Source organism: Lutibacter oricola (genome assembly GCF_900106565.1).
Lineage (GTDB): Bacteria > Bacteroidota > Bacteroidia > Flavobacteriales > Flavobacteriaceae > Lutibacter > Lutibacter oricola.
This window is the reverse complement of record NZ_FNNJ01000014.1, coordinates 12594-27344: the sequence shown is the minus strand read 5'-3', so window position 1 is coordinate 27344 and position 14751 is coordinate 12594. Positions and strand designations below refer to the sequence as shown.

Here is a 14751-nt window from a genome sequence, read left to right as displayed (position 1 = left end):
GCTTAAATAGGGTTTTAATGTTTCGCAATTTACACTAAATTAATTTTTTTGCAAGAAAAAAATTTAATTATGTTTCTTATTAACGATTGTTTTTATCCTTTATTATATGTATTGTTGTATTGTATAAAAAAATAATAATATAAAATAGACGTTATTAGGTAGATGAAATTGTATAGAAGTATTGTTTTTATAGTGTGTATTTTTATAAGTAATTATTATATTGTGGCTCAACAAAATGAGCTGAAACATTTTGAGTTGGAATGGCAAGATAATGTTCAGTTTCGTTTGAATGCTGACACTGAAATTAGCACAAGTCTTGTAAAAGGTCATTTAATAAACGAAAACTTACTACCTTATTATTATAGTGATTGGATTATAAGTAATAATTTAAGATTAAAAAATTACAAAATAATAAACCCTGTTTATGAAAGCTTTGTCCCGACAGCAAATATTAGAAATGCTTCTTCTAATTTGGGGTTAAAACCTTTTGTTGAATTAAAGTTTGTAAAACAAAGAGAAACTTCTACTGCATCATTTATTATAGTTCCTATTATTAAGGAAAAAAATATATATAAAAGATTAATTTCTTTTGACCTTCAATATACACCATCTTTAGTAGGTGTAAATAGTAAAGTAAGCAAAACAACAACAATAAAAAACTCTGTTTTATCAAATGGTTTATGGTATAAGTTTGCTATTGAAAAAACAGGAGTTTATAAAATAAATAAATCTTTTTTACAAAGTTTAGGTATCGATGTAAATAATATAGATCCAAAACAAATTAAAATTTATGGTAATGGAGGAGCAATGTTGCCAAATGCTAACAATGTTGAAAGGCCTGATGGTTTACAAGAAAACTCTATTTATATTGAAGGTGAAGATGATGGAGTTTTTAATGATGGAGATTATATTCTTTTTTATGCTAGAGGACCTCATACTTGGAATACAACTGGCAACGACTTAAGTTTTTATAAACATGAATACAATATTTATAGTGAGGAATCTGTTTATTTTATCACGGTAGGTAATTCAGAAGGGAAAAGAATTCAAAATGCTTCAAAAATTGTTTCTAATTCTGCTCAATCAATTACATCATATCATGATTATATTTTTTATGAAAAGGAGGAGGTTAATTTGTTGTCGGCAGGGAGTCAGTGGTTCGGGGAAGCTTTTAATATAGATAATACACAAACTTTTGATATTCCTTTTGAGAATATTAATACTTCTAAAGATATTACTGTTAGGGTAAGAGCGGTTGCTGAATCTGCTTTATCATCTTCTATGAATGTAAATGTTGGTGGAGCTAATGTTTTTTCGCTAAACTTTAATGCGGCAAATGGTTTAACTGAAGCCTATGCGAATTTAAAAAGTTCAAGTTTTTTATATAACAACAATATTGTTCAAGTTGAATTGGATTATAACAACAATGGGAATCCTTCAGCAAAAGCATATTTAGATTATATCGAGGTTTTGGGGGAGAAAAATTTGATAGCAACAGGTTCTCAATTTATGTTTAGGAATTTAGATGTTGCTAACTCAACAGGTTCAGAAAATTATGAGTACTCCATAACAAATAGTAATAATATAGATTTTTTGTGGAACATAACAAATCCTTTAGCGCCAAGTTTGGTTGAGAATATTTCTTCAACGGGTAATTTTAAATTTATAGCAGAAGGTGGTGTTTTACAAGAATATTTGGTTTTGAACAGTAATGATTATTTTGAACCAAAAAAATTAAATGAATCTAGAGTAGAAAATCAAAACTTACATAATTTAGTTAATATTGATTACTTAGTTGTTACACAAGACTATTTGTTAGGTCAGGCTCAAAGGCTGGTCGATTTTCATACAGAAAACTCAGGTCTTAATGCGATAGCTGTTCCTCTTCATGAAATTTATAATGAGTTTTCATCAGGTAACCCAGACGTAACAGCAATTAGAGATTTTATTAAAAATTTGTATGACCATTCAACCACCAATAAAATAAAATATGTTTGCTTTTTAGGTGATGCTTCTTACGATTATAAAGATAGGATTGCGGGAAATAATAACGTAGTACCTGTTTATGAATCTTTTGCCAGTTTTAATTTGGCAAGTTCGTTTGTTACAGACGATTATTATGGTATGATGGATGAAAATGAAGGGTTGATGAATGCTATTGATAAGCAAGACGTTGTAACTGGTAGAATTCCAGTTACAGATGTAAATCAGGCAGAAAAAGTAATTGATAAAATTTTAGGTTACAGTAATAATGAATCCTTTGGAAGTTGGAGAACTAATATTATGTTAGTAGCAGATGATTTAGATAGTGATAGTGAGGGTGTACTGCAATCTAATATGGAGAGTATTGGTGATGATATTACGTTAAATAAACCTTTATTTAATTTAAAAAAGGTTTTTGCAGATGCGTATCAACAAGAAATTTCAGCAGGTGGAGCAATATATCCAAGTGTTAATACAGAAATTTCTAATCAAGTGGAAAAAGGAGTTTTACTTGTAGATTATTTTGGGCACGGCGGAGTATATGGTTGGGCTTCAGAAAGAATTTTAGAGGTTTCTGAAATTCAAAGTTGGAACAATACTAATAAATTGCCATTATTTGTTACTGTAACTTGTGAGTTTTCTAGATTTGATAACCCTGCTAAAACTACCGCAGGTGAATATGTGTTATGGAATGAAACAGGTGGAGCTTCATCATTAATTACAACTACCAGAGAAGTGTATATTTCTGTGGGGCAAGCATTTAATTTGGAATTGGTAAAGCCACTGTTAGAATTTAATAATGAAGGCTTTTCAATTGCTGAAAATTTAATGATTACTAAAAATAAATTTACTACTAGTCAGCGTTATTTTATTTACTATCTAGGAGATCCAGCAATGAAATTGGCGGTTCCAAAACCAAATATATCTATAACTAAAATGAATGATGTTGATGTAACTCAGTCATTAGATACAATTAAAGCCTTGTCTAAAGTAAAATTTGAAGGTCAAGTTTTAGATGTGTCAAATAATTTAGTTGATGATTTTAATGGAGAATTAGCAATTACTGTTTTTGATAAAGGAAATATAAAAACAACTTTAGATAATGGTAACTTTGGTATTAAAATGGATTTTGATGTGATTGAAAGTACTATTTTTAAAGGTAGAGCTACTGTTAAAGATGGAGTTTTTAGTGTTGAGTTTGTTGCGCCAAAAGATTTAAAAATTGCCTACGGAAAGGGAAAATTAAGTTTTTATGCAGATAATAAAAAAATAGACAAATCTGGTTATAGTTTTGATGTTGTTGTTGGAGGAGTAAATGAAAATGCACCAGAAGATAATGTTGGTCCAACCGTACAATTGTATATGAACGATTTGTCTTTTGTTGAAGGAGGAAATACCAATCAGTCTCCTTTATTTATTGCGGTTCTTGAGGACGAAAACGGAATAAACACTTCAATTACAGCTGTAGATCACGATATTGTAGCTTATTTAGATGGAGATTTATCGAATCCAATAATTTTAAATGAGTATTATCAAACAGAATTAAATGATTATACCGAGGGGAAAGTTAATTATCAATTAAGAGATTTAGAACCAGGTTTACATACAATAACTTTAAAAGCTTGGGATACGTACAATAATTTAACAGAATCAACGTTAACTTTTTTTGTGGTTGGAGATGGAGGTTTAGAATTAACTAATGTATTAAATTATCCAAATCCATTTGTTAATTATACCGAATTTTGGTTTAATCATAATAAACCAAATGAATTGTTAGAAGTACAAGTTCAAATTTTTACAGTGTCAGGTAAGTTGGTTAAAACAATAAATGAAACTGTACAGTCTGAAGGAAACTTGTCTAGATCCATAAGTTGGAATGGTTTGGATGATTTTGGATCTAGAATAGGAAAAGGAGTTTATATTTATAAGTTAAAAGTAAAATCATTAAACTCGAATACAAGAGCAGAAAAAACTGAAAAATTAGTTATTCTTCAGTAATATTTAAGATATTTGTTAAGTTAAAATAATAATTGATGAGAAAAGTAATTATAGCAGCCCTAATAGTTTTAGTGTCAGTAGTAAAATTAAATGCACAAGACGCCCCAAATCCAATTACAACAGCAACTCCATTTATGTTAATTGCACCAGATGCAAGAGCAGGAGGGATGGGAGATATTGGAGTAGCAACATCGCCAGATGCATTTTCGCAACACTGGAATGCTTCAAAAATGGCATTTAACTCACATCAGTTTTCGGTTGGTGTAATTTATACGCCTTGGTTAAGAGAGTTAACTGACGACGTTTTTTTAGGTGGATTTAGCTTAGTAAATAGAATTGATGATAGAAGTGCTTGGGGAGCGAGTTTAAAATATTTTAATTTAGGTGAAATTCAATTAACAGATAATAATGGTTTTCCTGAAGGAACAGAAAAGTTAAATGAGTTTTCTTTAGATGGTTCATACTCTATAAAATTAAGTGAGTTGTACTCAATGGGTGTTTCTTTACGCTATATGAGATCTGATTTAGGAATTGAATCTGCAAACTCATCAATTCAACCAGTTAATACTTTTGCTGTTGATGTTTCGGGTTATTTTCAATCTGAAGAAAATAATTATGGAGACTTTAATGGAGTATGGAGAGGTGGATTTAATATTTCTAATATTGGTCCAAAAGTTTCATATTCTGATGATGGTCAAGAAAATTACATCCCAACTAATTTAAAATTAGGTGGTGGTTTCGAATTTATTTTAGATAACTACAATAGTGTAACCGTTAATGCAGAATTTAATAAGTTATTAGTGCCAACACCAAGTATTAATATTGCAGACGAAGATCAAGACCCACAATATATTCAAGAAGATGTTGGTTTTTTTAGTGGTATGTTTAAATCTTTTGGTGATGCGCCAGGTGGATTTAGCGAAGAAATGAAAGAATTTACTTGGGCTTTAGGTGCAGAGTATATGTACGATGATGCTTTTGCATTACGAGCTGGTTATTTTAATGAGAGTGATGTAAAAGGAGATAGAAAGTATTTTACATTAGGTTCTGGATTTAAGTTTAAGAGTGCCAGGTTAGACATGTCATATTTATTTAATGCTTCGGATATTGGAAATCCATTAGAAAATACGTTGCGTTTTTCGTTAGCGTTTGATTTTGGAGATATGTTTGAGTATTATTAATCAATAATTTTTTTGTATGAAAAAAGTTGAAATTAAAACAGAGATTACTGTATTTAATTCTACTAAAGAATTAGCTGAAGACGTTCAGCAAATAATGAGTTTGGCTCAAAATATTAAGGAAACAGCTTACGCACCATATTCTAAGTTTAAAGTTGGTTGTGCGTTACTCTTGGAAGATAATGTAGTTGTTACTGGAAATAATCAAGAAAACGCAGCGTATCCATCAGGAATGTGTGCAGAGAGAGTTGCAATTTGGAATGCCTCATCTCAATACCCAAATAAAAAAGTTTTAAAATTAGCAATTGCTGCTAGTTCATCATCACAAGTTTTAAAAGAGCCTGTGGCACCTTGTGGAGCATGTAGGCAAACTTTGTCTGAATATGAATTAAAACAAGGAGATAAAATAGAAGTATATTTTATGGGTGAAGAAGGACAAATTATAAAAACAAATTCAGTATTAGATTTGCTGCCTATAGCTTTTGATAAATCTTTTCTTTAATGAAGAAAGATATCGAAAATAGAGAGGATCTTTATCTACTTGTTAAGACTTTCTATGTTAAGTTAATGAATGATGCAGAGATTAAGCATTTTTTTAATGAATTTAATAATCCAGATCTTTTAGAGGAGCATTTACAAGTACTAGTAAATTTTTGGGATAACATCCTATTTTATTCTGGTGGGTATCGTAAAAATGCAATGCAGCCTCACTTAGAAATGAATAAGAAAAATCCAATAACTGAAAATCACTTTAATATTTGGTTGTCAAGGTTTAAGAGTTCTGTTGATGATCTTTTTTTTGGTGAAAATGCACACGCAATAAAGTCGCGTGCAGAGTCGGTGGCCATCGTAATGAAAATTAAAATTTCAGAACAGAATAATTAATACATTTTATTTTTGTTTTCTAATAGAAAATAATGAAAATACAATCAGTTATTACAGGTACAGGAAACTACATTCCTTCAGTCATAAAAAAAAATTCAGACTTTATAAATCATAACTTTTTAAATGAAGATGGTTCGCCTTTTGAACAAGAAAATGAGGTGATTATTGAAAAATTTAAAGCAATTACAGGAATTGAGGAGAGGCGGTACGCAACTGATGATTTGACAACTTCAGATTTAGGGTATTTTGCTTCAAAAAATGCAATTGAAGATGCTGGTATTGATCAAGAAGAGATTGATTATATAATTGTAGCTCATAATTTTGGAGAAGTTAAAGCTAATAGTATTCAAAGTGACATGTTGCCTAGTATTGCCGCTAGAATAAAACATAAATTAGGAATTAAAAATCCGAGTTGTGTTGCATTTGATATTTTATTTGGTTGTCCAGGTTGGGTGCAAGGCGTTATTCAAGCAGAGGCTTTTATTAAGTCTGGTATGGCAAAAAAATGTTTAGTTATTGGAGCTGAAACTTTATCTAGAGTAGTTGATAAGTTTGATAGAGATTCTATGATTTTTTCTGATGGTGCGGGAGCTACAATAATTGAAGCTAAAGAAGAAGTTGAAGAAGGTATTTTAAGTCACGCAGTAAGAACAGATACGGTAGATGAATGTTATTATTTGTATTACGGTAAATCTTATAATGAAGCTGATACATCGGATACGAGTTATATAAAAATGTTAGGTCGAAAAATTTATGAATACGGTTTATTTAATGTGCCAGCAGCAATGAAAGTTGCTTTAGATAAATCAGGTGTAGATATTTCTGAAGTGAAAAAGATTTTTATTCATCAGGCAAACGAAAAAATGGATGAAGCAATTGTAAAACGTTTTTATAGGTTGTTTAAATCAAAAGTTCCAGAACATATTATGCCAATGAGTATTAGAGAATTGGGTAATAGTTCTGTTGCAACCGTTCCAACTCTTTTTGATTTAGTTAAAAGGGGAGAAATTGAAAATCACGAAATTAATAAAGGAGATGTCTTTATTTTTGCTTCTGTAGGTGCAGGAATGAGTATTAATGCAATAGTTTATAGATACTAAACATTTTCTAAAATAGAAATATAAAAGAGGTTAAACTTTAAAGTTTAACCTCTTTTTTGTTAAGGTAATGTTTTATTTAAAAATGTCTAAAATTGGCTTTCCTGTAGTTCCATTCGGGTTTTCTATATCTAAAAAACGAGCTAATGTTGGTGCAATGTCAATTATTGGGTGAAACTCTTGAGATTCACCTTTTTTAATGCCTTTACCATAAAATATTAGCGGTACGTGAGTGTCGTAACTATAACCCGATCCGTGTGTTGTGCCTGCTTTTGGATAAGAAACTACCGATGGAAATGGAATAATTAATACATCTCCAGATCGTTTTTGATTGTAACCATTTTGTAAGGTTTTAAGTATTCCGTTATTATAACTTGTATTTTGTAGAGTGTAAGCTGTAACTGCTTTATAAACATCTTTGTAATTTATAATTTCATCTACAATTTTTTGTGAAACCGTGTGTTGGTTTAAACCTAAATCATTTATTTTTTTCTTATTAAGGAAAATTTGATAATTAGATATGTTTTCTATCAATTCATTAGCACCAAAAAACTGTTGAGTAATAGAATTTACTTCTCTTTTAAAATCTTGGCCATCAAAATATCCTGCAGGTATTTTTAAATCTTTAAGGTAAGAAGGTACTTGAACAGCAGCGTGATCTGCTGTTAAAAATAAGGTGTAATTATCAATACCAACATTAGAGTCTAAATATTCTAATAAACGTTTCAATTCTAAGTCAAAACGAATATAAATGTCTTCTGTTTCTTTTGCGTTTACACCAAATTTATGGCCAATATAATCTGTGCTTGAATAGCTAATAGCTAAAAAATCTGTAAATTCACTTTTTCCTAAATTTTCACCTTCAATAGCTGCAATTGCAAAATCTGTAGTAATTGAATTTCCATAAGGCGAATAATTTATTAAACTAAAATTCCCATTTAGGTTTCTTAATTCAGCATAATTATAAGGAAATGTTGGTGTGTTTTTTCCTTTGAATATCATTTCATAAGGATTGTTGTCAGGTAATGTTTCGGTATATGTAGAAATATTGTAATATGTATTCCAAGTTTTATTTAAGTAGTCATTTACTTTACCGCTGTTGTTAAAGTCGTTTACCCATTTTGGTAAAGATTTCATATAAAAAGAGCTAGTAATAAATTTACCTTCATCTTTTCCTTCATACCAATAAGCTGCATTTGCTGTATGGCCTGCGGGTAAAATCGAAGATCTATCCTTAATAGCAACTCCAATTGTTTTACCTTTCATATTTTGAGCTAATTTCAATTGGTCTGTAATGGTAGTGTTAACCATTCTGTAAGGAGATTTTTGACCTCCATTTTTTGCTCCTACGGATTGATAGTTTGTGTCATCTACGCAGTAAATATCTTTTTTTGCGTATTTGTCGTACCAATTGTTTGAAATAATTCCGTGGTTTACTGGTGTTGTTCCTGTGTAAATAGAAGTATGACCAACTGCTGTATATGTTGGTATATAGTTAAAGTGTATATTTTTAAAATGATAACCACCATTCATTAATCGTTTAAAGCCACCTTCTCCAAATTTGTTGTGAAATTTTACCAAGTAATCATATCTCATTTGGTCTACAACAATACCAATCATTAGTTTTGGGTTTGTAGTTTTGTTTTTAATAACAACCTTAGTAGAATTTGTTTTAATAGTGGTATTGGATGACTTAGATTTTATTGCAATACATTGAATAAATAACGAGCACGTTAAAACAAGAATTATATATTTTTTCATTTTTATAGTATACTTTAAAAAAATAAGACTTTAAAATTAATATTTTTTTTGTGGGCTACTATTAAATTTATGTTACAAAAAGAAATTACATAGTTTAATTTTAATATTTTAGCGAAAAAAGAATAGTTAATGAATTATTTAGAGCATATAGGAAAGTACTTTATTATGCTAAAGCAAGTATTTAAAAAGCCTCAAAGATGGTCGGTTTTTAGAGAAACTTTGTTTAGAGAGATAGAAGACCTAGGTTTAAAATCTATAGGTATTATTGCTTTTATTTCATTTTTTGTTGGTGGAGTAGTAGCAATACAAACGGCTTTAAATGTAGATAGTCCATTTATACCAAAATATTTAATTGGTTTCGCTACAAAACGAGGTTTAATTTTAGAATTTGCACCAACATTTATGTCTATAATTCTGGCTGGTAAAGTAGGGTCATTTATTACATCAAGCATTGGAACTATGCGAGTAACTGAGCAAATTGATGCTTTGGAGGTTATGGGAATTAATTCTTTAAACTATTTAGTACTGCCAAAAATAATTGCAGCATTAACTTTTTACCCATTACTTGTTTTACTAGCAATGTTTTTAGGAATCTTAGGAGGTTATTATGCAGGTTTGTTAACCGATTTATTTTTTAGTGAAGACTATATTTATGGTATTCAGCTAGAATTTAACCCTTATTTTATTAAGTATGCGGTAATAAAAACAATTGTATTTGCTTTTGTTATAGCTACAGTGCCAGCTTATCACGGTTACTATGTTAAAGGAGGTTCTTTAGAGGTTGGTAGAGCTAGTACGCAGGCTGTAGTTTGGTCTAGTATTGTAATTATTTTATTAAACTATTTCTTAACTCAAATGCTTTTAGGATAATGATTGAGGTACAAAATTTAATTAAAAGTTTTAATGGGGCCGAAGTTTTAAAAGGGGTTACAACAACTTTTGAAAAAGGAAAGACCAATATGATAATTGGGCAAAGCGGATCTGGTAAAACAGTATTTTTAAAATGCCTAATTGGTTTACACGTGCCTAATAGTGGTGTTATTTGTTTTGATGGTAGAAAACATACCGAATTAGATATAAAGTCGCGTAGGCAGCTTAGAAAAGAAATAGGAATGGTTTTTCAAGGTGGAGCATTGTATGATTCTTTAACTGTTGAAGAAAATATTATGTTTCCTTTAAAAATGTTTACAAGAAGTACGCCATTAGAAATGCTTAAAAGAGTAAATGAGGTACTTGAAAGGGTTAATTTACCTAATTCTAATAAAAAGTTTCCAGCAGAACTTTCAGGAGGAATGCAAAAACGTGTTGCAATTGCAAGAGCAATTGTTATGAATCCGAAATATTTGTTTTGCGATGAACCAAATTCTGGTTTAGATCCTCAAACAGCAATTGTAATCGATAATTTAATTCAAGAAATAACAAAAGAATACGACATGATTACTGTAATAAATTCTCACGATATGAATTCTGTTATGGAAATTGGAGAAAAAATTATTTTTTTAAAAGATGGAGTAAAAGCTTGGGAAGGATCCAATAAAGAGATTTTTAAAACTGAAAATGAAGCAGTTGTAAATTTTGTATATTCTTCTAACTTATTTAAAAAAGTTAGAGAAGCATATTTAAGTGAAATAAAATAGAAAAAATGTTTGTTTGTTAGAAATTAACCTATATATTTGCAGCCGCTAAAAAGGAAAAACAATGACCTGGTAGCTCAGTTGGTAGAGCACCTCCCTTTTAAGGAGGTGGTCCTGGGTTCGAGCCCCAGCCAGGTCACTAAAACTTCTCTAGCTTGAGAAGTTTTTTAGTTTTTAACTAATGGTGAGATACTCAAGTGGCCAACGAGGGCAGACTGTAAATCTGCTGCGCAAGCTTCGAAGGTTCGAATCCTTCTCTCACCACAAGCCTCAAACAATTTGTTTGAGGCTTTTTTTATGTGTAAAAACTAATTGTCTAATAAATTTCATAAAAAATTAAACAAAATAATTATATTTGTATTAAAATAAGTTTTATTATGAAGAAGCAGCTTTTCATTTTTTTAATAATAGTACTACAAACAGTTATAGTTTTTTCTCAGTCTACTGGTGTTGTTAAAGGAAAAGTAATCGATGCTCAAACAAGAGAACCAATATCTTTTGCGGCTATAATTATTGAAGGAACAACTATTGGAGTTACAAGTAATGAGTTGGGTGTGTTTACTATTCAGAAAGTACCTCTAGGTTATGTAAAGCTTCAAGCATCTTTAGTTGGTTATAATACAATTACTACAAGTGATTATTTGGTTACTAATGAAAAATCTCCTTATGTACTAATTGAGCTTTCTCAAAGTAATGAAATACTTGATGAAGTGGTTATACAAAGTAAGTTGTTTAAAAAGTCTGTTGAAAATCCACTTTCTGTACAAACTTTGGGAATTGCTGAAATTGAAAAAAATCCAGGAGGTAATAGAGATGTTTTAAAAGTTTTACAGTCGTTACCAGGTGTTGCTTCTAATCCGGGGTTTAGAAACGATATAATAATTCGTGGTGGTTCGCCTTCAGAAAATAAATTTTATTTAGACGGTATTGAAGTGCCGGTAATAAATCATTTTCAAACACAAGGTTCATCAGGTGGACCTGTTGGTATTATGAATGCCGACTTAATTAGGAAGGTAGATTTTTATACAAGTGCTTTTTCAGCGAATAGAGGAAATGCGCTTAGTTCTATTATAGAGTTTACCCAAAAGGATGGAAATCCAAATAAATTGGATACTAGAGCTACTTTAGGAACTTCTGATGCTGGAGTAACGTTAAATGGTCCAATAGGCTCAAACACTACTTTTACGGCTTCTATGCGTCAATCTTATCTTCAGTTTTTATTTAAACTAATTAAATTGCCATTTTTACCTACTTATAATGATTTTCAGTTTAAAGTAAAACATCAAATTTCTGCAACCGATGAAATTTCAATTATTGGATTGGGAGCTATAGATAATTTTAAGTTAAATGAAGATGTGAATGATGATGTTACAGATGAAGATACTTTTAAGCGAAATAAATATATTTTAAGTAATATTCCTGTGCAAGAACAATGGAATTATACAGTTGGACTTGTGTATAAGCATTATAGCGAAAAATCTACGCAGCAATATGTTTTAAGTAGAAACAAATGGAGTAATGAGGCTCAGAAATATTTTAATAATACTGGTGCTTTAACAGATTTGTTGTTGAATTATTCATCTAAAGAAATTGAAAATAAGTTTAGATTCGAAAATACTTCAACCCTAAAAAATAATTACAAATTAAATGTTGGAATTGGATTTGAAACAGCTAAGTACATTAATAATACTTTTCAGCAAATAGCAAACTCAAATGGAGTTTCTATTGTTGATTTTTCTTCAAAACTAAATATGCTTAAATACAATGTGTTTGGTCAAGTTTCAAAAAAATATTTGAATTCAAAATTAGGTATTTCTGCTGGGTTTAGGTTTGATGGTGTTGATTATAATAATGAAATGGAGAATTTATTCAATCAGTTTTCTCCACGAATTTCATTAACATACAAACTAAATAATAAACTGAATTTTAATGCTTCAACAGGTATTTATAATCAGTTACCTTCATATACCATTTTAGGTTATAGAAATTTGGCAAATGAATTGGTAAATAAAAATAATGAATTAAAATATATTACAGCTACGCATTATGTTTCTGGCTTAGAGTTGAGTCCAAATTCTACTTCAAAAATTTCTTTTGAAGGATTTTATAAGGCTTATAAAAATTATCCGTTTTCTGTTAGAGATCAAATAAGTTTGGCAAACTTAGGAGCTGATTTTGGAGTTGTTGGTAATGAGGAAGTTACTTCAACTTCAAAAGGCAGAGCTTATGGTGTTGAGTTATTGGCGCAAAAAAAATCGTACAATGGTTTGTACGGAATATTGTCTTATACGTTTGTTAAAAGTGAATTTCAAAATGCAGCAAATAAATACATTGCCTCGTCTTGGGATAATAAACATTTACTTACGGTAACTGCAGGAAAAAAATTAAATAAAAATTGGGAAATAGGAGGTAAGTTTCGTTTAGTTGGTGGGCAACCGTATACACCTTACGATTTGGATGCGTCTTCTACAATTGTAAATTATGATGTTTCTAATAGCGGAATTTTAGATTATTCAAACTTAAATACTGAACGTTATAATACATACCATCAATTAGATTTTAGAGTAGATAAAACTTGGTATTGGAAAAAAATGTCGCTTAATTTTTATGTAGATATACAAAATGTATATGCAAGTGAATCGCAATCTCAAGCGTTATTAATACCTATGGTAGATGCTAATGGAAATAAAATTATAAATTCTACCGACGCATCAAAATACAATCTCGAAGAAATTGAAAATAATTCTGGAAACGTACTTCCAAGATTTGGGTTTATTGTAGACTTTTAGTTGTTATTTAATTGTAGAGTATCCAAATTTAAACGCGTTTTAAGCCACTTTTGAAGTAAAATTTTCTGATTGGCTGTATTTGGAACTGAATCGTACCATTTAGCGTTAAAAACGGTTAGAGTATCTACTTTATTAAAATCTGTTTGAACTAATCTAGCATAGCTAATATTTTCTAGGCCATTGTAGTTTATTTTAGCTTCTTGACTTACTTGAATAAATGGAATTTCATTTTTTTCATATTTAGTTAATTGAGCCATTAAAAGTTTAATTTTTTCTTCTTTTTCTTTTACTGTTTCATCTCTTGAAGAAATAATTTTTTGGTTTTGAGTATATAATTCAGAAAGGTTTTTAACTTCATTTCTTAAATCACTATCGTCTAAACCTTGGTAAAAGTTAAGTTTTGTGCCTTCTAAGTTATGGTCAATAAGTTTTTCATTCCATTTATTTATTTCAACTTTAGATAGCTTATTTCCGTAAACAATTAGCTTAATAGATTTTTCTTCGTAATTTATATTATCATCTTCTTCGTCAATAATACTAATGCCACTATCTTTAATTTCATTAATTAAATTTTGAGCGTGCTGTTTAAATTGATTTTCTTGGAAAAGGTTTAAAAACAAATAAATACTACCTGAAAAAACAATAATTGCAACAAAAGAAGCTAACCTAGCAATACGTTTTCTTTTAGCAGAATTTATATATTTAAGCATTGGAAATCGTAAAAATTTTACAATTACAAAGGTTGCTAAAGCAATAAAAATAGTGTTAATGGTAAATAAAAACATGGCTCCACCAAAATAGGCAAAGTTTAAAGTTGCAATTCCATAACCAGCAGTACAAAGTGGCGGCATAAGCGCAGTAGCAATTGCTACACCAGCAATAGTATTTGTTTGTTGACTTCTTCTACTTAATGCAATAATTAAGGCTAAACCACCTGAAATAGCTATAAAAACATCTCTAACATCTGGCGCAGTTCTGGCTAAAATTTCTGGAGTTTCATTTTGAAAAATTGGAAATATAAAAAATAGTGTTGAGGTTAATAAACTTAAACCAACCATTACACCAAGGTTTACAAGAGAGCGTCTTAAAGTATCAATATCATTAATTCCAATAGATAAACCAACACCCAAAATTGGCCCCATTAGTGGAGAAATTAGCATGGCTCCAATTACAACAGCAGTAGAGCTAACATTTAAACCAATAGATGCAATTAGAATGGAAAAAACTAATACCCAAGCAGTATGGCCTTTCATAGATATATTGTCTTTAATATCTTGTATTGTACCTTTCTTATCGGTATCGTGTCTAATGTCTAATAATTCAATAAAGAATTTTTTTGTTTCAACCCAAATACCTTTAATGTTATTATTAGCGGTATTGTTTGTTGAGTTTTCAACAGGTTGAGGGTTGTTTTCATTTTCCATAA

10 protein-coding genes and 2 tRNA genes are annotated in these 14751 nt (G+C 29.9%); 10 read left to right on the top strand and 2 right to left on the bottom strand.

The features are described 5' to 3' along the window. Positions 1-162 precede the first annotated feature (162 nt). The 5 genes from porU to BLU40_RS16345 are packed head-to-tail and all read left to right on the top strand — an operon-like array spanning position 163 to position 7144. Positions 163-3981, top strand: coding sequence for a type IX secretion system sortase PorU (gene porU / locus BLU40_RS16365; protein ID WP_090126237.1), 3819 nt, complete (start codon positions 163-165; stop codon positions 3979-3981). A 35-nt stretch (positions 3982-4016) separates the two neighbouring features. Further along, positions 4017-5162, top strand: coding sequence for a type IX secretion system outer membrane channel protein PorV (gene porV, locus BLU40_RS16360; RefSeq protein ID WP_090126234.1), 1146 nt, complete (start codon positions 4017-4019; stop codon positions 5160-5162). Positions 5163-5178: 16 nt separating this feature from the next. Further along, a complete protein-coding gene (cdd, locus tag BLU40_RS16355) occupies positions 5179-5661 on the top strand; it encodes a cytidine deaminase (protein WP_090126231.1) in 483 nt (160 codons plus the stop codon). Further along, on the top strand, positions 5661-6044 hold the full coding sequence (locus BLU40_RS16350; protein ID WP_090126228.1) for a group III truncated hemoglobin: 384 nt from the start codon (positions 5661-5663) through the stop codon (positions 6042-6044). The genes cdd and BLU40_RS16350 overlap by 1 nt, the downstream gene beginning before the upstream one ends. Before the next feature lie 32 nt (positions 6045-6076). Further along, positions 6077-7144 (top strand): 3-oxoacyl-ACP synthase III family protein, encoded by a 1068-nt coding sequence (locus tag BLU40_RS16345; protein ID WP_090126226.1) that lies wholly within the window; start codon positions 6077-6079, stop codon positions 7142-7144. Between the two features lie 72 nt (positions 7145-7216). On the opposite strand, the gene pafA is transcribed toward BLU40_RS16345, so the two are convergent. Next, positions 7217-8902, bottom strand: coding sequence for an alkaline phosphatase PafA (gene pafA / locus BLU40_RS16340; protein WP_090126223.1), 1686 nt, complete (start codon positions 8900-8902; stop codon positions 7217-7219). Between the two features lie 129 nt (positions 8903-9031). Here pafA and BLU40_RS16335 point away from each other — a divergent pair, with 129 nt between their 5' ends. The 5 genes from BLU40_RS16335 (at position 9032) to BLU40_RS16315 (ending at position 13325) form a co-directional block, all read left to right on the top strand. Beyond that, complete coding sequence (locus tag BLU40_RS16335; protein ID WP_090126220.1) at positions 9032-9772, top strand: MlaE family ABC transporter permease; 741 nt, start codon at positions 9032-9034, stop codon at positions 9770-9772. Further along, positions 9772-10539 carry an ABC transporter ATP-binding protein gene (locus tag BLU40_RS16330; RefSeq protein ID WP_090126217.1) on the top strand — a complete coding sequence of 256 codons (768 nt, stop codon included), beginning with the start codon at positions 9772-9774 and terminating at the stop codon, positions 10537-10539. Before BLU40_RS16335 ends, BLU40_RS16330 begins: the two co-directional genes overlap by 1 nt. A 63-nt stretch (positions 10540-10602) precedes the next feature. After that, positions 10603-10675 (top strand) — tRNA-Lys (locus BLU40_RS16325). Positions 10676-10719: 44 nt separating this feature from the next. Further along, a tRNA-Tyr gene (locus BLU40_RS16320) sits at positions 10720-10800 on the top strand. Between the two features lie 113 nt (positions 10801-10913). After that, positions 10914-13325 carry a TonB-dependent receptor gene (locus tag BLU40_RS16315; RefSeq protein WP_090126214.1) on the top strand — a complete coding sequence of 804 codons (2412 nt, stop codon included), beginning with the start codon at positions 10914-10916 and terminating at the stop codon, positions 13323-13325. Here BLU40_RS16315 and BLU40_RS16310 read toward each other — a convergent pair. Beyond that, entirely contained in the window at positions 13322-14749 is a 1428-nt protein-coding gene (locus BLU40_RS16310) for a DUF389 domain-containing protein (protein WP_090126212.1), read from the bottom strand. The genes BLU40_RS16315 and BLU40_RS16310 overlap by 4 nt on opposite strands. Positions 14750-14751: the final 2 nt, after the last annotated feature.

Excerpts from the sequence above, each read along its gene's own strand:
- porU (WP_090126237.1), top strand. The coding sequence starts at position 163 with ATGAAATTGTATAGAAGTATTGTTTTTATAGTGTGTATTTTTATAAGT.
- porV (WP_090126234.1), top strand. The coding sequence starts at position 4,017 with ATGAGAAAAGTAATTATAGCAGCCCTAATAGTTTTAGTGTCAGTAGTA.
- cdd (WP_090126231.1), top strand. The coding sequence starts at position 5,179 with ATGAAAAAAGTTGAAATTAAAACAGAGATTACTGTATTTAATTCTACT.
- BLU40_RS16350 (WP_090126228.1), top strand. The coding sequence starts at position 5,661 with ATGAAGAAAGATATCGAAAATAGAGAGGATCTTTATCTACTTGTTAAG.
- BLU40_RS16345 (WP_090126226.1), top strand. The coding sequence starts at position 6,077 with ATGAAAATACAATCAGTTATTACAGGTACAGGAAACTACATTCCTTCA.
- pafA (WP_090126223.1), bottom strand. The coding sequence starts at position 8,902 with ATGAAAAAATATATAATTCTTGTTTTAACGTGCTCGTTATTTATTCAA.
- BLU40_RS16335 (WP_090126220.1), top strand. The coding sequence starts at position 9,032 with ATGAATTATTTAGAGCATATAGGAAAGTACTTTATTATGCTAAAGCAA.
- BLU40_RS16330 (WP_090126217.1), top strand. The coding sequence starts at position 9,772 with ATGATTGAGGTACAAAATTTAATTAAAAGTTTTAATGGGGCCGAAGTT.
- BLU40_RS16315 (WP_090126214.1), top strand. The coding sequence starts at position 10,914 with ATGAAGAAGCAGCTTTTCATTTTTTTAATAATAGTACTACAAACAGTT.
- BLU40_RS16310 (WP_090126212.1), bottom strand. The coding sequence starts at position 14,749 with ATGGAAAATGAAAACAACCCTCAACCTGTTGAAAACTCAACAAACAAT.